The organism is Coleofasciculus sp. FACHB-712 (genome assembly GCF_014695635.1).
In the GTDB taxonomy this organism is placed as follows: Bacteria; Cyanobacteriota; Cyanobacteriia; order Cyanobacteriales; family FACHB-T130; genus FACHB-T130.
On record NZ_JACJOQ010000459.1, the window covers coordinates 1 to 5040 of the forward strand.

At 46.2% G+C, this 5040-nt stretch carries 7 protein-coding genes and 1 pseudogene; 4 read left to right on the plus strand and 4 right to left on the minus strand.

Translation table 11 applies throughout. The features are described from left to right. Together H6F50_RS14595 and H6F50_RS14600 are read right to left on the minus strand one after the other, a co-directional pair. Positions 1 to 440 (minus strand): annotated as a pseudogene (locus H6F50_RS14595) (hypothetical protein); the annotation flags it as partial. A 211-nt stretch (positions 441 to 651) separates the two neighbouring features. Next, on the minus strand, positions 652 to 1059 hold the full coding sequence (locus tag H6F50_RS14600; RefSeq protein WP_190429254.1) for a hypothetical protein: 408 nt from the start codon (positions 1057 to 1059) through the stop codon (positions 652 to 654). Between the two features lie 86 nt (positions 1060 to 1145). Between H6F50_RS14600 and H6F50_RS14605 the strand changes: the two genes are divergently transcribed. After that, on the plus strand, positions 1146 to 1808 hold the full coding sequence (locus H6F50_RS14605; RefSeq protein ID WP_190429255.1) for a class I SAM-dependent methyltransferase: 663 nt from the start codon (positions 1146 to 1148) through the stop codon (positions 1806 to 1808). A gap of 33 nt (positions 1809 to 1841) precedes the next feature. Further along, positions 1842 to 2048: a hypothetical protein gene (locus H6F50_RS14610; RefSeq protein WP_190429256.1), complete on the plus strand. Its 207-nt coding sequence runs from the start codon at positions 1842 to 1844 to the stop codon at positions 2046 to 2048. 196 nt (positions 2049 to 2244) lie between these two features. Here the strand turns inward: H6F50_RS14610 and H6F50_RS14615 are convergent, their stop codons facing one another. Beyond that, positions 2245 to 2547, minus strand: coding sequence for a hypothetical protein (locus tag H6F50_RS14615; RefSeq protein ID WP_190429257.1), 303 nt, complete (start codon positions 2545 to 2547; stop codon positions 2245 to 2247). Positions 2548 to 2946: 399 nt separating this feature from the next. Here H6F50_RS14615 and H6F50_RS14620 point away from each other — a divergent pair, with 399 nt between their 5' ends. Next, the gene (locus tag H6F50_RS14620) at positions 2947 to 3861 is read left to right on the plus strand and encodes a LysR family transcriptional regulator (protein WP_190429258.1); all 915 of its coding nucleotides are present in this window, start codon (positions 2947 to 2949) and stop codon (positions 3859 to 3861) included. Positions 3862 to 4003: 142 nt separating this feature from the next. Then, the gene (locus tag H6F50_RS14625) at positions 4004 to 4186 is read left to right on the plus strand and encodes a hypothetical protein (RefSeq protein WP_190413584.1); all 183 of its coding nucleotides are present in this window, start codon (positions 4004 to 4006) and stop codon (positions 4184 to 4186) included. Between the two features lie 221 nt (positions 4187 to 4407). On the opposite strand, the gene H6F50_RS14630 is transcribed toward H6F50_RS14625, so the two are convergent. Further along, on the minus strand, positions 4408 to 5040 hold a 633-nt coding region (locus H6F50_RS14630; RefSeq protein WP_190429259.1), incomplete at its 5' end, for a DMT family transporter.

Sequence of the window (5040 nt, forward strand, 5' to 3'; positions counted from 1 at the left end):
GACAACCGGGCGGCTAAATATTCGTAGGTTCGCACGGCGGGACGCAAAGCCGTTAATAGTAAAGCGGCACCGGAACTGACGTATCCAACGGCACTGATGCCGGTTACAGCTAGCGTATAAAGACCAGCAGCAGAGAGAAAATGGAGCGCGATCGCTACCCAAAATGACCGATTTGCGATCGCTTTGGCATACTTAACTTGTTTCTCATCAATCGCAATTCCCTTTTCGGTTGACAGTGCTGCTTCTGCGATGACTTCTTTCGCGTCAAAGTGGATATTCCACGGAACTGTCACAATCACCAGCAGCCACCAAAAACTCGCCGCACCAATTACCCAATCGATAAAATTACCTGCTGGTACATTTAATCCTTGCACTACACCAAAAGCGACCAGCACTAAAACGACTAATCCCACGCTGAACCCAATAAAGTTGAAATACATCTCAGTCATCTCTGCCTGAAGGAATTGCTTCAATCGTGGCTGGGGATAGCTGTGGTAATAGAGCGGTTTGTGATAGTTTGGCAACTTTCACATCAGTTAGATTTTTCAACCGCCAAGACGTAAAGGAAAGAATACCTTTTTTTGGCGATCGCAGAAAACGATGGGACCGGATAAACAGAAATTTATTAAATATTGATGGCTCAAAATCAGTTTATTGAATCAACCAAGTGCGCCAAGTCGGTTCAGTGTTTGTGCTAGTAGATAGGGGAATCGCCAGACGCCAAGTTTTACCTTCGATTTGGCGTTGCAAGTAGATATCAAAGTGGTTTTGTTGTTGAGTTACCTGATGGTTAGGACGTTGCAGGGTAAAGTTGTAGGTGCCTTGGATGTGGTAGGCAGGTAACTTTTGAATCAACAAAGGTTCCTCGTGAGTCACTCGTATTTGAGCGATTTCAAAGCTAGAGGGTTGCTGGAATAACTGCTGACTCAGCTGCTTTTGGGTTTGGCTGACTTGAAGCGCGATCGCTTTCTGTACCAGTTGACCACCTGGTGCGGGTACACCAATGCCGCAAGCTGTCAGCAGTCCCAGCAAAATCACTGTCAAAATAATTCGCAGCATGGCGTTTAACTTCTCCTCTATTTCCTACGTATCACAACCAGAACGATAGGATAGGCTGTGTGCGTTCTTCGAGTTCTAAATCCATCATGTCAAAAAAGACCCTAGGGTTAGATGACCAGCTTTACGATTACCTACTTTCTTCATCCTTGCGAGAACCAGAGATTCTTCGCCGTCTGCGGGAAGAAACGGCAAATCATCCCTACGCCAGGATGCAGATTTCCCCAGAACAAGGGCAATTTATGGCGCTGTTGGTTCAGCTAATGGGGGCAAAGAAAACCCTGGAAGTGGGCGTATTTACTGGCTACAGTTCTTTGTGCGTAGCTTTGGCACTTCCCCCAGACGGCAAGATTATTGCTTGCGATGTCAGTGAAGAGTTTACCTCGGTAGCGCGGCGCTATTGGCAGGAAGCTGGGGTGGCGGACAAGATCGATCTGCGAATCGCACCGGCGCTGGAAACGCTGGATCGGCTATTGGCACAGGGGGAGGCACAAACGTTTGATTTTGCGTTCATCGATGCTGATAAGAGTAATTATGACGGGTATTATGAGCGATCGCTCCAGCTGGTGCGTCCCGGTGGTTTAATTGCCATCGATAATGTCTTGTGGAGTGGACGAGTTGCCGCTCCTCAAGATCGGGATAACAGTACCCAGAATATCCGAGCTTTGAACGAAAAATTGCACCGCGACGAACGAGTTTCTATCAGTCTCGTCCCCATAGCAGATGGATTGACCTTAGCGGTTAAGCGATAAGGAAATCGAAGATACTTCGCAAAAAGAACGCTTATGACAGATGAGAAACTGACTCCCCAAAATGAGCAAGCTAATCTAGATAACTCTACTCTGAAACCGGAAGAGGACGATAAACCTAAGCTGCTAGTCGAAGGTCAAAACGAAAATATCACCACTCCTCCTCCCGATATTGCCGAAGAACACGCCGCTGTTGCTCGTGCGACTCTAGATTTGACGATGGGAATTGAAGACGATTCATAACCGCCAGAAATAAATTTAGTTGGAGTGAGAGGGAGCGCTCTCTTCCACCAAAACCCCCCAGCATTAGCTAGGGGTTGTGCAATACGTCGAGAAGATTTTCCTGGTGTGTTACTCTTTTTGTTTCGCTTTAAAAGCGCTTACCAAGAAAATCTAGCTGGAAGATAAAAGTCCCCGGATTCCAATGTTTTGTTTTTCTTTAAAACATTGACTTATTGTTTCCGTAGTACCTTCTTTCAACCCATTCCAGCATATCAAATTCACAACCAAAAGTTGCAGAGTTGCCGCTAAAAGGATCGTAGCCTTCCCACCAGATGTTTCCAAAGCGGTCGGACTTCTTCCAAACTTTTATCTCTGGCTCTTGAGTCAAGAATGTAACTAAACGCTGCCAAACACTATTCAGAATAGAAAATACTTTAGTCTCCTGAACAGGCTTCTGCTCCTTCTGGGTGTAAATAGTTTCTAACCTTTTTTTTTCAAAACAATTCTCAGAAGTTTCCATAATAATTTTCTCTCGCTTCAAGATAGAATAAATTTCAGATTGTGCTGCAAAAAAGTAGGATAGACAAACTTATTTGCTTGCAGCAGTTATCAATATTGATTCCGCCGCAACTGATGAAGGTTAATTACAGAGTAAAGTTGAAGATTAGAAGTTTACTTCCTCCAGTAGAATCACCTGAATGGGTGATGTGGAACTAGAGAGGAGCTTGTAAAATCTCGACTAATTCAACCAAGAAATCTAGATTGCACAACCTAAATTCGCTGACAAATTCAATGTAACTTTTGGTTATTTGATAAACAAAGCAATATTTGTATAGGTAGTATGAATAAAATTCATATATAGAAGAAGACATGATTTGACTGCGTTTGCGACAATGCATACACCGCTTGCATAACCGCCATGAATGAAATCAATAAAAGCCGGATGAAGCTTTCCCAGATTCGTGCTTTAGTCGCAGTGGCAGACTACGGCAACTTCAGCGAAGCCGCCTTGCAGTTGGAGGTATCGCAGTCAGCAATCAGTCATGCGATCGCAAGTTTTGAAGAAGAATTGGGAGTCGTCTTGCTGGCTCGCGGACGTTATGGAGCGCGTCTTACCCCAGTCGGAGAGAGGGTTACGGCTCATGCTCGTAAATTGCTACAGCTTTTGGAAGCAATGGAGAAGGAAGCCAATTTAGAAAAAGGCTTACAGGGTGGAAACGTGCGAGTTGCCTGTTTTCGGAGTGTGGCGACTCATATACTCCCGACAGCGATCGCTCGATTTCGCGCTTGCTTCCCGAATATCACTGTAAGCATCGTTGATGGTGATGATTACTCGCGGGTAGGAGACGCTTTGCGTGCAGGTTATGCCGATATTGGGTTTATCTACTTACCTGCTGGGAATGAATTTGAAACTTGGGAAATCTTACGGGATGATTACGTTCTCCTGCTCCCACCTACAACTAATTTAAGTAATGCCAAAGTGACCTGGAAGCAGTTAGCCACTTATCCTTTGATTATTAGTTCCGGCATTCCCTGCAATGAGTGGATTCGCAAATACTTGGTAATCGCAGAATACCCGCTCAATATTGCTTATGAAATTAAAGAAGACTCCACCATCGTCAGCATGGTTTCGCAAGGATTAGGGGCGGCAATTCTGCCTCGCCTTGCTGCCGAACCTGTACCCACTGGGGTGCGTGTGTGCAGCTTGCCAGCACCTCTAGAGCGAGTAATTGGGGTAGCGCTTCTCGCAAATGCCCTTCATACTCCAGCCGTCTATGCATTTCTAGATGCTATCCGGAATACAGGACGCTTTGCGACTAAAGCAGCGGTTTAATTAAAGTTCAGGAGAGAGCGCGATCGCAAATCAGAAGGGCGCTCTTTTTGGTTGGAGATACGGTAATCACTGCATTCTCAGTCCCCTTACTGCCAAAAAATTTGGTCAAGATGAAAGTAGACTTACATTAAGGATGAACGCTATGTTTCCGTTTTGGGGTAGTACCTGTTGGGGATCTCAACCAGTTTCCGGTAGAGATTATCAGGAACGCAGACTTCGGTTCCTGAAATGGATGCGAAACGATCTAGAGGCGAGATTGGCAGGACTTAACGCTGCGATCGAAACCATTGAACGCCAGATGGATCGGGAAAATACAACTATTTAGTCTATCTACTGGCGATCGCCAATTATTGTGCCTTCTGACAAAGTGATAGAACTGGGTTAAAGATTCCTCAGCTGAGAGCGCCTACTTCTGAAGTAGGCGCTATGTTTTTAGGGGTTAAACATAGCCTCAGACTTTATTAATCGAGCAATCTCGGTTTCTAAAACTACTTGTATAATGGTGCGATCGCTATTTTCTGTTCAAGGCACTTCCCCACCAAATCCCTACCGAAGGCTAAACAGCACCGCCACTCCGCCCAAGGCGACTAAAACACCTAAGATAGCTCGAAAACTGACAACATCGCCCATCCAAATCGCTAGGGGTAAGACAAACAACGGGCTAGTAGAACTTAGCGTTTGGGCAATTCCTGCGGGGGCGAATTTCAGAGAAATTTGTTGCAACCAGATGCCGAGATAGGTGCTGAAAAAAGCGGTTATGGCAATGACTCCTACAATGCGCCAAGACTGCAACGGTTTAAGCCAGCCGTTGACTTGACGCTGTCCCAGCAACTTCCACAGCAGTAGCACCAGAACCCCTGCCCCCAAGCGCACCAAGGTACTCCACAAGGGGCTGATACTCGATTGGATGAGGGCTGTCCGCGAGAGGACGGCACCTGTTGCCTGCGCTACTGCTGCCAGTAAACCCCAGCTAATTCCCCGCATTGTCAGATGCTTACTTTCAGCGGTGGAATTAGGTACCCGTTCCGTCACCACCCAGACGACGCCCAAAATGGTTAATAAAATGCCGCACCAAGCAGCAGCCGTCAGTTGTTCTTGTAAAAAGACTAGCGCTAACACGGCTGTTAAGGGGGGTGCTAGGGTTTCTAATATCAAGGTACGCCTTGCACCCAGGCAGTT

Excerpts from the sequence above, each read along its gene's own strand:
- H6F50_RS14615 (WP_190429257.1), bottom strand. The coding sequence starts at position 2,547 with ATGGAAACTTCTGAGAATTGTTTTGAAAAAAAAAGGTTAGAAACTATT.
- H6F50_RS14600 (WP_190429254.1), bottom strand. The coding sequence starts at position 1,059 with ATGCTGCGAATTATTTTGACAGTGATTTTGCTGGGACTGCTGACAGCT.
- H6F50_RS14625 (WP_190413584.1), top strand. The coding sequence starts at position 4,004 with ATGTTTCCGTTTTGGGGTAGTACCTGTTGGGGATCTCAACCAGTTTCC.
- H6F50_RS14605 (WP_190429255.1), top strand. The coding sequence starts at position 1,146 with ATGTCAAAAAAGACCCTAGGGTTAGATGACCAGCTTTACGATTACCTA.
- H6F50_RS14610 (WP_190429256.1), top strand. The coding sequence starts at position 1,842 with ATGACAGATGAGAAACTGACTCCCCAAAATGAGCAAGCTAATCTAGAT.
- H6F50_RS14620 (WP_190429258.1), top strand. The coding sequence starts at position 2,947 with ATGAATGAAATCAATAAAAGCCGGATGAAGCTTTCCCAGATTCGTGCT.